The organism is Psychrobacter sp. GP33 (assembly GCF_014119005.1).
In the GTDB taxonomy this organism is placed as follows: Bacteria; Pseudomonadota; Gammaproteobacteria; order Pseudomonadales; family Moraxellaceae; genus Psychrobacter.
Genome location: NZ_JACGYX010000004.1, coordinates 314,723 through 330,220, shown reverse-complemented (window position 1 = coordinate 330,220; position 15,498 = coordinate 314,723). Strand labels below are relative to the sequence as shown.

At 34.9% G+C, this 15,498-nt stretch carries 13 protein-coding genes; all 13 read left to right on the top strand.

Annotation, left to right across the window (positions count from 1 at the left end):
- A partial coding sequence (locus H2245_RS07825; RefSeq protein ID WP_182406821.1) for a polysaccharide biosynthesis tyrosine autokinase occupies positions 1-2,200 on the top strand: 2,200 nt, incomplete at its 5' end.
- A gap of 34 nt (positions 2,201-2,234) precedes the next feature.
- The gene (locus H2245_RS07820) at positions 2,235-4,223 is read left to right on the top strand and encodes a nucleoside-diphosphate sugar epimerase/dehydratase (protein ID WP_182406820.1); all 1,989 of its coding nucleotides are present in this window, start codon (positions 2,235-2,237) and stop codon (positions 4,221-4,223) included.
- A 56-nt stretch (positions 4,224-4,279) separates the two neighbouring features.
- The gene (gene rfbB / locus H2245_RS07815; protein WP_182406819.1) at positions 4,280-5,332 is read left to right on the top strand and encodes a dTDP-glucose 4,6-dehydratase; all 1,053 of its coding nucleotides are present in this window, start codon (positions 4,280-4,282) and stop codon (positions 5,330-5,332) included.
- Between the two features lie 5 nt (positions 5,333-5,337).
- Positions 5,338-6,216, top strand: coding sequence for a glucose-1-phosphate thymidylyltransferase RfbA (rfbA, locus tag H2245_RS07810; protein WP_182406818.1), 879 nt, complete (start codon positions 5,338-5,340; stop codon positions 6,214-6,216).
- On the top strand, positions 6,216-6,611 hold the full coding sequence (locus tag H2245_RS07805) for an FdtA/QdtA family cupin domain-containing protein (RefSeq protein ID WP_182406817.1): 396 nt from the start codon (positions 6,216-6,218) through the stop codon (positions 6,609-6,611). The genes rfbA and H2245_RS07805 overlap by 1 nt, the downstream gene beginning before the upstream one ends.
- A gap of 486 nt (positions 6,612-7,097) precedes the next feature.
- Positions 7,098-8,036 carry a GNAT family N-acetyltransferase gene (locus tag H2245_RS07795; protein WP_182406815.1) on the top strand — a complete coding sequence of 313 codons (939 nt, stop codon included), beginning with the start codon at positions 7,098-7,100 and terminating at the stop codon, positions 8,034-8,036.
- On the top strand, positions 8,033-9,133 hold the full coding sequence (locus tag H2245_RS07790; RefSeq protein ID WP_182406814.1) for a DegT/DnrJ/EryC1/StrS aminotransferase family protein: 1,101 nt from the start codon (positions 8,033-8,035) through the stop codon (positions 9,131-9,133). The genes H2245_RS07795 and H2245_RS07790 overlap by 4 nt, the downstream gene beginning before the upstream one ends.
- 1 nt (position 9,134) lies before the next feature.
- Positions 9,135-10,406: an O-antigen translocase gene (locus H2245_RS07785; protein WP_182406813.1), complete on the top strand. Its 1,272-nt coding sequence runs from the start codon at positions 9,135-9,137 to the stop codon at positions 10,404-10,406.
- Positions 10,393-11,277, top strand: a complete 885-nt coding sequence (locus tag H2245_RS07780; RefSeq protein WP_182406812.1) for a glycosyltransferase — start codon at positions 10,393-10,395, stop codon at positions 11,275-11,277. The genes H2245_RS07785 and H2245_RS07780 overlap by 14 nt, the downstream gene beginning before the upstream one ends.
- 40 nt (positions 11,278-11,317) lie before the next feature.
- The gene (gene wzy, locus H2245_RS07775; protein ID WP_182406811.1) at positions 11,318-12,688 is read left to right on the top strand and encodes an O-antigen polysaccharide polymerase Wzy; all 1,371 of its coding nucleotides are present in this window, start codon (positions 11,318-11,320) and stop codon (positions 12,686-12,688) included.
- Positions 12,685-13,752, top strand: coding sequence for a glycosyltransferase (locus tag H2245_RS07770; protein WP_182406810.1), 1,068 nt, complete (start codon positions 12,685-12,687; stop codon positions 13,750-13,752). The genes wzy and H2245_RS07770 overlap by 4 nt, the downstream gene beginning before the upstream one ends.
- The gene (locus H2245_RS07765; RefSeq protein WP_182406809.1) at positions 13,742-14,884 is read left to right on the top strand and encodes a glycosyltransferase family 4 protein; all 1,143 of its coding nucleotides are present in this window, start codon (positions 13,742-13,744) and stop codon (positions 14,882-14,884) included. The genes H2245_RS07770 and H2245_RS07765 overlap by 11 nt, the downstream gene beginning before the upstream one ends.
- Positions 14,885-15,472 (top strand): sugar transferase, encoded by a 588-nt coding sequence (locus H2245_RS07760; RefSeq protein ID WP_182406808.1) that lies wholly within the window; start codon positions 14,885-14,887, stop codon positions 15,470-15,472.
- Positions 15,473-15,498 lie beyond the last annotated feature (26 nt).

The following is a 15,498-nucleotide window of genomic DNA, read 5'->3' as shown; positions in this document are numbered from 1 at the left end:
CACGCTTACTACAAAGACGGATGACGATAGAGTTGATGTATTAGCATTTTTGCTAACACTTATGAACGGCTGGAAGACAATACTTTCTTTTGCCTTAATAGCTTTGATTATCGGTGTACTATATAGTCGATACGTAGATCCGGTTTTTCAAGCCGATGCTCTCATACAGATTGATGACAAATCACAAGGTATTTCTGCCTTAGGTGCTAATATTTCCGATCTGGTTTCAGCAGATGTAAGTCCAGCACAAACTGAAGCTGAATTAATTAAGTCGCGTATGATATTGGAGCCGGTCATTGACCTACTTCATCTAAGGATTACTTTAAACGATCCTGAAATTAATGGTTTTGATAAAATAAAGAACAATAATAAATATACTCAAATCAACTCTCCTGAAGGCGTGATGCTTGATACTGAGGATGGTAAAATTCAGATTAGCCAATTTAATGTATCTCAGGCCTATCTGAACAAACCTTTTACTATAAAGTCTGTTGCAAATGGATTTGTCTTAAATAATGGCTATGATGATTTCAAAGGTCAGTTGAATCAAGCTTACCGTTTTCAAGGGACAGATGGCGTGATTCAAATTCAAGTGAATCAATTGCCTAGTAATGGACACCCTATTAAACTAGTAAAACAAGCGTTACACAATACGATAAACAAAATAAATACTACATTGACAGTTGCAGAACTTGGCAAACAAACTGGTATCATTCAGCTTGCTTTAATAGGTGATAACCAACAACAAACCACTCTTATTCTAAAAGAAATTATCTTATCTTATATTGATCAGAATGAATCAAGAGGCTCAGAAGAAACCACCAAAACAATAGATTTTATGCAAACTCAGATACCGCTTCTTAAGCAGAAGTTGCAAGAGTCTGAAGCTTTGTTTAATAAATTCCGTGAAAAGTTTGGAACGATTGATGTTGGTAAAGAAGGTGAGCTTCTAATAACAGAAAATGGACAGATTGATGCTCAGCTCAATGAGTTACGATTAAAAAAAGCGGATTTAACAACCTATTATACTGAGGATCATCCGTTAGTTCTCCAAATCAACGAACAACTAAAAGTACTTAATGATAGAAAGCAAGAAATTAAGGATACAGTGGGTCGCCTGCCAGAAGTGCAAAGAGAGTTCTTAACTCTTTCAGAGGATGTAGGAATTAATAGAGAGATTTATCTCACCATGCTCAAAAACTATGAGCAATTAAAAATCGTCAAAGCGGGACAAATCGGTTTCGCACGTATTATTGACTTACCTATTAGTACTTTTAAAGCTATCGCTCCAAGAAAGCCATTAATAATTGCCCTTGCTCTATTGTTAGGTCTCTTAATTGGATTGTTAATAACATTAGTAAAAAGTCTACTAAAAACTATGGTTAAAGATCCGGAACGTTTAGAGGCAAAAGCAGGTATTCCAGTTATTGCAACTATTCCACATTCAGCAGTTGTTTCAAGATTATCTAAGAACAAGAAAAGTGCTAATCGCTTACTTGCCTATATAGATAACAACGGATTAAGTTATGAAGCTATAAAGAGCTTAAGAACACATCTTATGTTTGGTATGCCAGTTGAACAAAAATCAGATCAACGTGCGAAGGTTATTTTAGTTACGAGTGAAAGTCCGGGTATTGGTAAGTCGTTCATCTCAGCTAACCTTGCTGAAGTATTTAGCCAGTTGGATAAAAAAGTGCTTATTATTGATGCAGACATGCGTTTAGGTGAACTGCATAAACTGTTTAATATGGATCAAGAAAACGGACTTGCTGATTATTTTTCGAAAGAAAACAATAGTTTGCAAGTATCAGATAATATTGCAAGCATAGTCCATCCAACTGCAATGGAGAATATTGACTTTATACCACGTGGTCAACGTCCTTATAATCCTACTTCGTTATTGGCAAGCGAGAAGTTTAGCAGTTTAATGAAACAGCTAGGTGCTCATTACGATTATATTATTATTGATACTCCGCCAGTATTAGCAGCGTCAGATGCTATTATACTATCCCGCTATGCTGACAACATATTGATGATAGCGCGTTATGGTAAATCGGTAGAAGGTCAGGTTGTTTATGCAATTAATCAGCTGGCTAAAGCTAATGTACATGTTGACGGTATTGTTCTGAATGATATGCAACATGGTCTGATGGGTAAATATAATTATCACTACACATACGCATATGGTAATGCTAAGTGAGTAGTGTCTACAGAAATAATTGAGTAATAAAACTATGAGTATTGAGACAAATTTGATTCCTCAAAATGAAAGCAAAACAGAGAGTTATAGCAATAGTGGATTATATCGTAACATCCAGTACTTGCTTGCGCTGCCACGCTCTTTCAAAAAAGGAATTCTGATAGTTGCCGATTTTTTTATGGCAGCAGTTTGTCTCTACTTTGCTCTGGCGCTTAGGTTTGGTGTAACTGGTAATCATATTACCGCTTTAGAATTAGCTCTATATGCATCATTTCCTATTTTAGGGCTCTATGTTATTGGTTTCTATAAGGCAGTCGCTCGCGTATTCATTGATTCAGTAATGCGAGGGGTTCTACAGTTATTTGCCGTACTCATTATAGTATATGAGCTGCTCATTTATGTGGAATGGATGCCCTCTATTCCTCGTTCTGTGCCTATTCTTTATCTATTTTTATTTTTTATATGGTTATGGAATAGCCGCTTAACGATAAAAGAGTTATTAAACCGTTTTCAAGGTAATCGTGTCCTACGTAGCAAAGATAGTGTCTATGATAATGTTGTTATCTATGGTGCTGGTATGGCAGGCCGCGAGTTGTTAGATGGCTTAAGAGACTCACATAAATATAATGTAGTCGCTTTTGTTGATGATAATCCACAGTTAACCGGTGCCTATATATTCGGTAAACGTATTTATGCTGCCGATCAACTGGTTGACATGATTGATACCTTAAACATAGCACAAATATTTTTAGCAGTACCGTCTATAAGTCGTGCTCGTAAAAGAGAGATTATGGATAAGTTAGCAAATATTTCCATAAAAATTAAAGAGTTACCGAGTTTGCAGGAAATTGCGGATGGTAAGGTTACTGTCAGTAATATGCGTAAAATAGACATCCTTGATGTTTTAGATCGACAAACTGTTGAGCCAGATGAAACTTTATTGTTAAAAAATATCAAAGATAAGTGTGTTTTGGTCACAGGCGCTGGCGGTTCTATTGGTAGTGAGCTTTGTCGTCAAATCATTAAAAATCAGCCAGTTTGTTTAGTACTTTATGAACTGTCTGAATATGCTCTTTATAGTATTCATCAAGAGCTACTAGGGAAGCAGGCTGCAAATCCCGAGTACCAAAATATAGAAATTGTGGCAGTTATTGGAAATGTTACCAATGAAAGCAACCTGATTAAGATTCTTAAACGTCACCATATACAGACGGTATACCATGCTGCGGCTTATAAACATGTGCCATTAGTTGAGCATAACCCGTTTGAAGGTGTGATCAATAATAGTAAAGGAACTTATCATTGTGCCCGTGCTGCTATTCAGGCGAATGTAGAAACCTTTGTACTTATTTCAACTGATAAAGCAGTAAGACCAACAAATGTGATGGGAGCATCTAAGCGCATGGCAGAATTGGTTTGCCAAGGACTCAGTTATGAGGTCAAAGCTAATCCATCGGCTCATCAGACCTGTATCAGTATGGTGCGTTTTGGTAATGTTCTCGGTTCCTCAGGATCAGTTGTACCCGTATTTAGTAGACAAATTGAGAACGGTCACCCTATTACTGTAACCCATCCAGATGTTACCCGCTATTTTATGACGATTCCAGAAGCTGCAAATCTAGTTATTCAAGCTGGTGCTATGGCCTCAGGTGGTGAAGTTTTCGTTCTTGATATGGGCGAGCCAGTAAAAATTGTGGATCTAGCACGCCGTATGATTCATTTAAGTGGTTGTGAAACGAAAGATGATCAACATCCTAATGGTGATATTGAGATTATCTTCACTGGACTTAGATCGGGTGAAAAGTTGTATGAAGAACTTATCATTGGTGAAGATAACGTTAAAGATACGCATCATCCTTTGATCATGCAAGCGATGGAACATAGATTCCCATTAAATGAAGTTGAGCAGACCCTCGATAAACTTCCACAAAAAGCAGAGCAACACGATGTTAAATGGTTAAAAAACCAGTTTTATCATTTTGTAGAAGGGTATCAGGATAACTCTACAGCACCGAAACCATGATTTTATCTATCGTATGAATGTCTTTACTACCATATTACTAATTAAATAGGAAAATTATGAATATTTTGATTACAGGCGGAGCAGGGTTTATTGGCTCAGCAGTGGTGCGCCATATTATAAATAATACCAGTAATACTGTTCTAAACATCGATAAGCTAACCTATGCTGGCAATCTTGAGTCGTTAAAAGAATTAGAACAAGACTCAAGGTATCAATTTAAAAAAATTGATATTTGTGATGCAGATGCTTTGAAGCAAGCATTTTTAGAGTTTCAGCCTAATCTAATTATGCATCTAGCAGCTGAGTCCCACGTAGACAGATCTATTGATGGTCCAGCAGAGTTTATTACTACTAATATTGTTGGTACCTACACGTTACTAGAGGTTGCTCGTCAATATTGGCTGGGTCTTAATGATGAAGAAAAAAATAATTTCAGATTTCATCATATTTCAACTGATGAGGTTTATGGTGATCTAGAGGGTACAACGGATTTATTCACTGAATCAACGGCTTATGCCCCTAGTTCACCATATTCTGCTAGTAAAGCCAGTTCTGATCACCTGGTTCGGGCGTGGCACCGTACGTATGATTTTCCTATTATCATTACTAATTGCTCGAACAACTATGGTCCGTATCATTTTCCTGAAAAGCTTATTCCTCTAGTTATTTTAAATGCTTTAGATGGCAAAGCGTTACCAATTTATGGCACTGGCAATCAGATTCGAGACTGGTTATATGTCGAAGATCATGCACGAGCGCTCTATAAAGTGGTCACGGAAGGCGAAATTGGCGAGACTTATAATATTGGCGGTCATAACGAAAAGCAGAATATTGATGTAGTCAGAACCATTTGCAAGATTTTAGATGAAATAAAGCCTCAGGATAATGCTATGCCGTATGAGAACCTGATTACTTTTGTCAAGGATCGCCCTGGTCATGATCTACGTTACGCTATTGACGCCAGTAAAATAAAACAGGACCTAGATTGGACACCAGATGAGACATTTGAGACTGGTATTCGTAAAACAGTTGAATGGTATCTAGACAATTTAGACTGGTGTCACCGTGTACAAGATGGCAGCTATCAACGTGAGCGCTTAGGAGCATAAGTAAGATGACAACTACTAAAGGTATTATTCTGGCAGGAGGCTCAGGCACACGCCTATACCCTATTACTAAAGGCGTCTCAAAGCAGCTACTGCCTGTTTATGATAAGCCGATGATTTATTATCCTTTATCAGCACTCATGCTTGCTGGTATTCAAGATGTACTTATTATCAGTACGCCTGATGATATAGAAGGTTTTAAGCGTTTGCTTGGCGATGGTAGCGATTTTGGTATTCATCTATCTTACGCTGTACAGCCAAGTCCTGATGGTCTTGCGCAAGCCTTTATTATTGGTGAAAGCTTCATTGGTGACAGTAATGTATGTTTAGTACTGGGCGACAATATATTTTATGGTCAAGGTTTTACTCCATTATTGCGCCAAGCTGTCAGCCGCCAAAAAGGAGCTACCGTTTTTGGTTACCAAGTTAAAGACCCTGAACGCTTCGGAGTGGTTGAGTTCGATGAGAACAAGCGGGCAATTTCTTTAGAAGAAAAACCAAAAAAACCTAAATCGCATTTTGCAGTAACGGGTCTTTATTTTTATGATAATGATGTTATTCAAATCGCGAAAGACGTTAAGCCATCTGAACGTGGTGAGCTTGAGATCACCACAGTAAATCAGAAATATTTAGAACGTGGTGATTTGAATGTAGAGCTTTTAGGTCGTGGATTTGCCTGGCTCGATACAGGCACTCATGAAAGCTTATTAGAAGCGGCGCATTTTGTTGAAACGCTTGAGAAACGACAAGGCTATAAAGTAGCCTGTTTAGAAGAAATCGCATTGAATAATGGCTGGTTGAGTAATGAGGAAGTTCTGAAAATTGGTCAAAGTATGAGTAAGAATAGCTATGGTCAATATCTAATATCTTTAGTGGATGATGAGTAATGAGTTTAATTAAATGGGTTGAGCTACCAAACTTAGGCGATCATCGTGGTTCATTAATGGTGGCTGAGTCTGCTAAAAATGTACCTTTTGAAGTTAAAAGAATTTATTACATTCTTGATGCTAAGCCTGATGTACCCCGCGGCTTCCATGCGCATAAAAGTCTAATACAATTAGCATTTTGCCTTAAAGGTAGCTGCAAAATGTTAATGGATAATGGAGTTGAGAAACAAGAGGTTTATATTAACCAACCTAATAAAGGTTTAATAATCCCACCTCTCGTTTGGCATGAGATGCATGACTTTAGTGAAGATTGTGTCATGTTGGTGTTGGCAAGTGACTGTTATGATGAAAGTGATTATATTCGTGATTATGATGATTTCGTAAAGGCACTATAAATTTATATTAATGAATAAGTTTATTATTGACGTTCCAGAGCTTTTACTTCCTTTTTATAGAATAAGCCCTTTTTGTACGGTAGATTCTTATAGGAAAAATATTTTAAAAGGAATAGGTGAGTTGGATATTGAAAAGTATTTCTCTAATAGGTTCCCATAGAAAAATATTATTTTTAGGCGTAAAGACAATAATAAATGGATTTAGAACTAAAGTTACAATAAGAAGCCATATAAGCACTTCTCATATATAAACATCATGGCTTTAGGACTTAGTGCTAGTTAAAAAATGCAAGAGTTTTCCCATTCAATGATAGAAAGTGTGAAAATTGGAAATCATTGCTTGTTAGGTATTAAAAGCGAGGTTATACCAGAGGTGGAACTTGATGATTTTTGTGTAGTTGCGGCCAGTAGTTTTGTTAATCAAAGTTTTGAGCCGTATTCTGTAATAGGCGGTAATCCTACGAAATTAATTAAGAAGCTTAAATAATGAAAATATTAAAATATAGCATAGAATGTAAAAATGGCTGGGATGATTTCATAGATTCTTCTAAGAACGCTCATTTCTTTTTTAAACGTGATTATATGAATTATCATTCAGATAGATTTGATGATTTCTCTTTAATGTTCCATGACAAAAAAGATAAACTTATTGCTGTACTCCCAGCTAATAAAAAAAATGATGTTCTTTATTCTCATCAAGGCTTAACTTTTGGTGGTCTTATTGTTAATGATAAGATGACAACAGAGATTATGTTGAATATTTTCGAGACACTAAAGTATTTCTTGAAAGAGAATAATTTTAGTAAGTTGGTTTATAAATGTATTCCTTATACATATCATATAAAACCAACGGAAGAAGACAGATATGCGTTGTTTATTAATGAAGCAGAATTAATAAGAAGAGATGTTTCATGTACTATAGATTTGACTGGAGATGTAAGATATTCAAGAGGAAGAAAATCAAGTATAAATAAAGCTAAAAAAGAAGATTTGCAGATTATTGAAAGTAATGATTATAAGTTGTTTTGGAATTTGCTAGAAAGTGTATTGGAAGCGCAACATGGTTCCAAGCCTGTACATACATTCGAAGAAATAAAAGAATTATCAAATCATTTTCCAAAGAATATTAAGTTATATCTGGCTTTAAAAGGTGAAGAAGTATTATGCGGCACTGTGATCTATGAAAATACTGGAATAGTTCATACTCAATATCTGGCTAATAATGCACAAGGTAGAGATATAGGTGCTTTAGACTTTTTGTTGGACTATCTAATAAATGATAAATATAAAGAGAGGAAGTTCTTTGATTTTGGTATATCAAATGAACAAGAAGGTAAAGTGTTAAATACAGGGCTAATCGCTCAAAAAGAAGGTTTTGGTGCGAGAGCTGTTGTTCACGATTTCTATGAGATTAATATTACATGATAAATTTTCTAGATTTAAAAGCTATTAATAAACAATATAGAGCAGAATTAATAGAAGCGTGTACACGTGTTATTGATTCAGGTTGGTATATTGGTGGTAATGAGCTCGAACAGTTTGAATTAGGTTTTGCAGATTATTGTGGCACTAAGTTCGCTATTGGGGTAGCTAATGGTCTAGATGCGCTTATTTTAACGCTTCGCGCTTGGATGGAACTAGGTAAGCTTCAAGAAGGTGATGAAGTTATTGTTCCTTCTAACACTTATATTGCCAGTATCTTAGCAATCACTGCTAATAACTTAATACCTGTGCTGGTTGAACCTGATTTAGATAGTTTTAATCTAGACCCTAATAAGATTGAGGCAGTAATTACAGATAGAACAAAAGTAATACTGCCAGTACATTTGTATGGTCAATTAGCTGATATGCCAGCGATTAATGATATTGCTAAACGTCATAACTTATTAGTGCTAGAGGATTCTGCTCAAGCGCATGGCGCTAATATCGACGGAAAAAAAGCTGGTAGTTGGGGAGATGCATCTGGCTTTAGTTTCTATCCTGGTAAAAATTTAGGCGCTCTAGGCGATGCTGGAGCGATAACAACAGATGATGTTGAGCTTGCTAATACACTACGTGCTCTGCGTAACTATGGCTCTCATGAAAAATATAAAAATATTTATCAAGGAGTTAATAGCCGTCTAGATGAGATACAAGCAGCGATGCTAAGTGTCAAACTTAAACACATTGATACTGAGATTGATTACCGGCGTGCAGTAGCAGCTAAATATCTTGAAGGTATTAAGAACCAGGAAATAACCTTACCTAGCTATAAGGATAATTCTCATGTTTGGCATGTGTTTGTCATCCGTTCTCCTCAACGTGACGCACTACAGCAGTATCTGGCGGACAATGGAGTGCAAACCTTAATACATTACCCTATTCCGCCGCATAAACAACAGGCATATGCTGAATGGAATGAGTTAAGTTATCCAATTTCAGAGAAAGTACATAGTGAAGTATTAAGCTTACCTATCGGACCTACTTTAAATTTTGATGATGTCAAGAAAGTGATCGAACTTTGTAATAGTTTTAAGTATTAATATGAACCTACTAAAAACGAGTGTTTTAAATGGCATTGCAGTACTAATTAGAACGGCCACTTTATTTATACTTAATAAGATATTAGCAGTATATGTTGGTCCTTCTGGTTATGCAGTTATTGGTCAGTTTCAAAACTTTATTCAGATTGTTACTACTTTTGCAGGCGGCGCTATTAATACGGCAGTAATAAAATATACTGCCGAATATTATGAAAATGAAAATAAGCAACGAATTGTTTGGAAAGCTGCAGGCAGTATTATTCTATTATTTAGCATAATAGCTACTGTCTTAATAATAATCTTCCAAAAGCAATTGTCGTTTCTTATTTTTCATAATTATGAATATCAATCTATATTTGTATGGTTTGCAGTATTTTTAGTATTTTTTAATTTTAATGCTTTATTTTTAGCCATATTAAATGGAAAGAAAGAGATATTAAAATTAGTAGTAGCGAATATTAGTGGTAGCCTTTTTTCGCTCGTGATAACTAGTATCCTAGCTATAAAATATAAGCTATATGGTGCACTTATTGCATTATCTATATATCAGTCTATTGTTTTTTTTATCACGCTACTGTTATGTTATAAAGCCGATTGGTTCAGGTTATCCTATTTATTCGGCCGTATAGACCCTAATATAGCGAAAAAATTTGGCGCGTTTGCTTTAATGGCTTTAACTAGCGCAGTATGTTTACCTTTATCTCAAATTGTTATCCGTTCATATTTAACGGGAGAGTTTGGTATAGATTATGCGGGCTATTGGGAAGCAATGATTCGTTTAAGTGGTGGTTATCTTATGCTAGTTACTACCACTTTAGGAGTCTACTATTTACCAAGGCTTTCAGAACTATCTATAATTAGTGATATTAAAAAAGAAGTGTATTTAGGATACAAGTTCATATTTCCATTAGCATTGTTAGGTGCAATGTCAGTTTATTTTTTGAGAGACTGGATAATTGCTGTTTTATTTACAGATTCTTTTTTGCCTATGCGTGATTTGTTTTTATGGCAAATGATAGGTGACTCGCTCAAAATTGGTAGCTGGATATTAGCATATCTTATGTTAAGTAAAGCGATGACGAAACTTTTCATCGTTACAGAGATATCTTTTTCGATTATTTTAGTGTTATTAACGTATTTGTGTACGAAATTATTTGGTTTTGAAGGTGTTTCGATAGCTCATTTAATAAATTATGCATGTTACTGGATAGTAATGAGTTTATTCGTATTTAAGCAGCTTAGAAATGACGGAGAGAGTTATGCTGGAAGTTGAATGCCCTTTAGTATCTATAGTGATTCCTTGTTATAACCATGAGCGCTTTATACAAGACAGTATTCAGAGCGTAGTCGACCAAACCTATAAAAATATTGAATTAATTATTATTGATGATGGTTCACAAGATAATTCCGTAGTGAAGATTCAAGAAATGATTGATTTATGTAAGCAAAGATTCACAAGGTTCGAGTTTAGAAGTAGACCGAATATAGGACTGAGCTCTACCCTTAATGAAGGATTAGAGTGGTGTCAAGGAAAATATTATTCATCTCAAGCTTCTGATGATCAAATCCTTAAAGATAAAGCGGCGATTCAAGTTGAGTATTTAGAAAAGCATAATGATATATGTGCAGTAATGGGTGGAGTTAATTGGATAAATAGCGACAATATCATAGTCAGTAAAAGACCTTTAATCAGTAAAGAGTATTCTTTCGAAGAGATTTTTTTGCTGAAACAAGATTTAAATGTATGTACGCAAATGTCTCGCCTTGATTCTATAAGGAACGCAGGAGGCTATAAAGACGGTTTCTTAGTTGAAGACTGGTATATGTGGTTAAAGTTAACTGAAAAAAAGAGCAGAGTTGTCAGCGTACCAGAATATTTCGTAAATTATCGTGTACATATTAATAATACGATAAACGACGGCAACATCATATATACAGGTTTAATGCAAGCTGCTAATGAGTACAAGCATCATCCTCTATATTTTAAAGCAACGAAAAACATCATTTGGCATTACACTGCATCAATACTAATTAAAGATAAGAAAAAGGGGCTAATACATTTTAAATCCATGTTGACTTCTGATGTTTCCGCGATTTTCACAAAAAACTTTTATCGCTGTATTAGAAATTTTGCTTTTAAATAGAGATTATTTGGTATTAAACACTAGGGTAGAAAAATAGAAAATGAATTCTAAAAATATTATATTTATCTTATTTATGCTTATAAATAGCACATTTACTCTATTGTTTTATAATTTTTATAATTATGATATTTTATTTTCTATATCTATAGTTTTAAATATAATAATAAGTTTTTACGTTCTATTGAAAAACTCTCCAGAAGATTATGTATTAAAGCTTTCTTTAGTTTATTTGATGGGATTTACTTTATTTATTGGTGGAAGGTTTGTGGCTAACTTGTTTGGCGCAGAAGATATATATTGTTTTGAATTTGGTTATACTTATTGTTTAAATACGAACGAAAAAATGAAATTAAATTTTCTTTTGAACTCTTCTTTAGTTTTCTTTGTTCTAGGATTTATCTTTAGATCTAAAGAAGAAGGTATCGTAATTAAGCAAAAAGAAGAGTTTATTAATAAAAGTGCATTGACAATAATTTTAATTGCATCTGTATTCTTAGGACTTCTATCAATTTATTACCAGTTTGGATCGGTTGTAGATGCTATAAAAGGCGGGTATGGAGTTTTGTATGAAGGTCAAGGCTCAGCTGAAGAGTACCAAACACCAGTCACACTATTAATTGGTACTATTTTTTTAGCCACTGTTGCGATAGCTTATAGTGTTAATAATAAAATTAAGCCGTACATTTTCTATGTCCTAGTTTCTATGTATATTTTTAGTCAGTTAATGAGTGTTTTAACTGGGGCAAGGGCAGGTTTTATTACTGCGATAGTAATTTTATTATGGATATTTTTAGGAAGAGGAAAGTTTGGTTTAAAAAAGTTTGCTGTCATAATCTCTGCCATTTTTATAATTTCTGTAACTAACTACGTATCTTCATTAACTGGAGCAAGGATTAACGATACTGGTAATAGCTTGTATGAAAGTATCGTATTAGAAATTTTCTATGGTCAAGGTATTTCAATGATGGTATTCAGCATTGGAACCATGGAAGTTAGCTATCCTGTAGTAGCTTATTTGAAAACTATTTTTCCTGGCATACAAGTTATATATCAATCAATTTTTAACGTAGAACCATATGATTTATCGTTTTCAACCAGTTTGACTCATAAATTAGCACCTTCTGTTTACTATGACAATATGGGGTGGGGTTGGACGCTATTAGGAGATTTCTATGCCTTTTCTTTTGGGGTCACCGCTATTTTCTTATTTTATAACTTTGTTTGGGGAAAATTGCTTTATAAAATATCAGCTTTAAATGGCACTAATACTTATTTTAGAGGTTTGTTTTTTTGCTTTATCATCTCAGTTTTTAATATAAATAGAGCTAGTATCTCTTATCTGATTTTTCTAATTTTTCTATATACGGCACTTTATTTTTCACTCAAATTAGTAATAAGGAAAAAATATTGAAGATTTTATATGTGACTACTGGGCTTGGTCGAGGTGGGGCCGAAAAAGTTGTCTGCGACTTAGCGGATAAGATGATAGATCTGGGCCATGAAGTTAAGATTGCTTATTTAACTGGTGAAATATTCGCAAGACCAACAAAGCCCGAAATAGAGATTTTAGCATTAAATTTAAATTCAACACTTGATTTTGCAGCAGCATCAAAAAAATATAGGAAGTTAATAAAAGCTTTTCGTCCTGACGTTGTACATGCTCACATGGTTCATGCAAATTTATTTATTCGCTTGAACCGTATGGTCTGTCGTGTTCCAAAAATAGTCTGTACCGCTCATAGCTCTAATGAAGGTGGAGCCATAAGAATGTTAGCTTATAAGATGACTAATTTCTTATCAGATACTAATACTCATGTTAGTCAAGAAGCAAAAGATATCTTTGTCGCAAAACGTGCGTTTACTGAAAATAATCTAATAACCCTATATAACGGTATTGATATTCAAAGATATAAAAAATCTACCGATAGAACAAAAGCTGATGAAGATGTTTTAAATATTATTGCAGTAGGTAGGTTTTATGATCCTAAAGATTATCCTAACTTAATTCACGCTTATGCATTGCTAATAAAAAATACCTATCAGAAAACGAAGTTAACCATTGTGGGCGAAGGTGAGCTTAGACCTCAAATTGAACAACTGATTCAAGAACTGAATTTAAACGATAGTATCGAGCTACTAGGGCATCGTACAGATATTCCGCAACTTTTGAGTCAGTCTGATGTTTTCGTCTTGTCTTCTAAGTTTGAAGGATTGCCAACGGTAGTTATTGAAGCCATGGCGTGTGAATGTTACGTAGTCGCAACTGATTGTGGCGGTACAGCCGAGATTTTAGGTGATACGGGAAAGCTTGTCTCTATCCAAGACAGTCAAGCACTTGCTAATGCTTTAAAAGAAGTCATTTCTCTAAATATAGAAGATAGAGTGGATAACAATAAAAAAGCGAGAGTAAGAGCTGAGCAGCTTTTTTCTCTAGAATCTTCGGTAGAAAAGTGGTTAGAAATTTATGAAAAATAATAAAAAAATCGTCATTATTGGCACTATCGCAGATAGTTTTTTATTTTTTCGTGCTGATCTCATTAGTGAGCTTTTGAAACAAGGTTATAAGGTATATGCTTTTACCTCTTCTTATGATGAAAAAGAGCTTGAAAAGATAAAAGAATTGGGAGCCGTTCCTGTGTCATATACATTAAGTCGAGGTGGTCTGAATCCATTGACCGATATAAAGATGATGTATCGGTTATCAAGACAAATAAAAATATTAGCACCAGATATGGTTTTGTCTTACTTTGCAAAACCAGTAATCTTTGGAACGTTAGCGGCTAAATTAGCTAAGGTACCCAAAGTAATAGGCATGTTAGAGGGTCTTGGATATGCATTTACAGAGCAGCCTAAAGGTTTAAGTAAAAAGACTCAGCTTATAAAAAAAATTCAGGTTATGTTATATACGATTTCATTACCTCAATTAAACACGCTAATATTTTTAAATCCTGATGATCCAAAAGATCTGTTAGATGCACACTCAATTAAAGTGAAAAATGTAGAAATATTAGGTGGTATCGGTCTCAACTTAAATAACTATTCGTATCAATCTATAAAAGATATTCATTTACCGATTAAATTTTTATTTATTGGACGTTTAATCAAAGAAAAAGGCATTCATGACTTTATATCAGCAGCTAAGATAGTTAAAGAAAAGTACCCTAAAACCGTATTTACAATTCTGGGAACCACGGATCCTGCTAGTTTAGGAGGTTTACAACAGTCAGAATTAGATGATTTGATATCATCAGATATTATAAATTATCCAGGACAGGTCGACAATGTTCAACAATGGCTTGGTGATAGCCATGTCTTTGTACTTCCATCCTATCGTGAAGGGGTTCCACGTAGTACTCAGGAAGCAATGGCAATTGGTCGACCCATTATTACTACTGATGTCCCAGGATGCCGTGAGACAGTAGTTGACGGTATTAATGGGTTCCTAGTAGGTAAATGGAAGCCACAGGCTTTAGCCGACAAAATGATACATTTTATAGAAAATCCTGAGCAAATTGAAAAGATGGGTTATGAGAGTTATAAAATCGCTCAAGAAAAATTTGACGTTAATAAAGTTAACCAACGCTTACTAAATATTTTAGGTGTATAAATGCTGAAACGTTTCTTTGATATTACTGCTGCAAGTGCCGCTTTAGTGGTATTGGCACCGGTGTATATAGTTACCGCTTATAAGGTAAAAGAAAATCTTGGTTCACCAGTGTTATTCCGGCAGACACGTCCCGGTTTGCATGGTGTACCATTTGAGATGATCAAATTTCGTTCAATGAAAGATGCAGTAGATAATGATGGAAATCCGTTGCCAGATAGTGAGCGTTTGACTGATTTTGGCAAGGCGTTACGTAATACTAGCCTTGATGAATTGCCAGGCCTATGGAACGTGATTAAAGGAGACATGAGTCTAGTAGGTCCGCGCCCATTATTAATGGAATATTTACCGCTATATAGTGAAGAACAAAAACGGCGCCATTTGATGCGCCCTGGCATTACTGGATATGCACAGGTTAATGGGCGTAACAGTGTGGCTTGGGAAGAAAGGTTTAAGCTTGATACATGGTATGTGGACAATCATTCGTTACTACTAGATATTAAAATTCTACTTAAAACGGTTAAAAAAGTCTTTATTAAGGAGGGTATTAGTGAAGATGGTGAAGCGACTATGAGTCATTTTAAAGGCTAGTGACACATAAAGACTAACCATGAAAT

Bases quoted from the DNA above. Each gene is read 5' to 3' on its own strand.
- rfbA (WP_182406818.1), top strand. From the start codon at position 5,338: ATGACAACTACTAAAGGTATTATTCTGGCAGGAGGCTCAGGCACACGC.
- H2245_RS07785 (WP_182406813.1), top strand. From the start codon at position 9,135: ATGAACCTACTAAAAACGAGTGTTTTAAATGGCATTGCAGTACTAATT.
- H2245_RS07820 (WP_182406820.1), top strand. From the start codon at position 2,235: ATGAGTATTGAGACAAATTTGATTCCTCAAAATGAAAGCAAAACAGAG.
- H2245_RS07805 (WP_182406817.1), top strand. From the start codon at position 6,216: ATGAGTTTAATTAAATGGGTTGAGCTACCAAACTTAGGCGATCATCGT.
- H2245_RS07780 (WP_182406812.1), top strand. From the start codon at position 10,393: ATGCTGGAAGTTGAATGCCCTTTAGTATCTATAGTGATTCCTTGTTAT.
- H2245_RS07790 (WP_182406814.1), top strand. From the start codon at position 8,033: ATGATAAATTTTCTAGATTTAAAAGCTATTAATAAACAATATAGAGCA.
- rfbB (WP_182406819.1), top strand. From the start codon at position 4,280: ATGAATATTTTGATTACAGGCGGAGCAGGGTTTATTGGCTCAGCAGTG.
- wzy (WP_182406811.1), top strand. From the start codon at position 11,318: ATGAATTCTAAAAATATTATATTTATCTTATTTATGCTTATAAATAGC.
- H2245_RS07760 (WP_182406808.1), top strand. From the start codon at position 14,885: ATGCTGAAACGTTTCTTTGATATTACTGCTGCAAGTGCCGCTTTAGTG.
- H2245_RS07765 (WP_182406809.1), top strand. From the start codon at position 13,742: ATGAAAAATAATAAAAAAATCGTCATTATTGGCACTATCGCAGATAGT.
- H2245_RS07795 (WP_182406815.1), top strand. From the start codon at position 7,098: ATGAAAATATTAAAATATAGCATAGAATGTAAAAATGGCTGGGATGAT.